Origin of the sequence: Streptomyces sp. SID12501, assembly GCF_010550245.1 — a bacterium.
Taxonomy (GTDB): Bacteria; Actinomycetota; Actinomycetes; order Streptomycetales; family Streptomycetaceae; genus Streptomyces.
In genome coordinates, this window is the sequence record NZ_JAAGLU010000703.1 from 1 (window position 1) to 433 (window position 433).

Annotated in this window: 1 protein-coding gene; it reads right to left on the bottom strand. The window is 76.7% G+C overall.

Translation table 11 applies throughout. The features are described 5' to 3' along the window. Nucleotides 1-74: 74 nt before the first annotated feature. Nucleotides 75-433: CdaR family transcriptional regulator (locus G3I71_RS48005; RefSeq protein ID WP_164325263.1), on the bottom strand; the 359-nt coding region annotated here is incomplete at its 5' end.

A 433-nucleotide genomic window follows, 5' to 3' on the forward strand; every position in this document is an offset into this window, starting at 1 on the left:
ACCAACCTCGGGTCCCGTGCTTGTCGGACCTGTACAAAGGCCGCGTCGCGGCACGCCTCCGGCGGGCGCGGGGCTCAGGGGGCCGCGGCGGCGTCGAGCCGCCCGACGGCCAGGGCCGTCTGCAGCACGTACGACTCCCGCGCGTCCAGCGGGTCCCACCCCGTGACGTCCGCGACGCGCTTGAGCCGGTAGCGGACCGTGTTGGGGTGGACGTACAACGTGCGCGCGGCGGCCTCCAGCGAGCGCCCCGCGCCGAGGTACGCCGACAGCGTCTCGAGCAGCGAGCCCTGGCTCGCGGCGAGCGGCGTGTAGGCCCGTTCGACGAGCGCACGTCGTGCGTCGTCGTCACCGACGAGCACGCGCTCGGGCAGCAGGTCGTCGGCGAGCACGGGCCGCGGCGCCTGCTCCCAGCCCGGCGCGGCCGCGAGCCCGG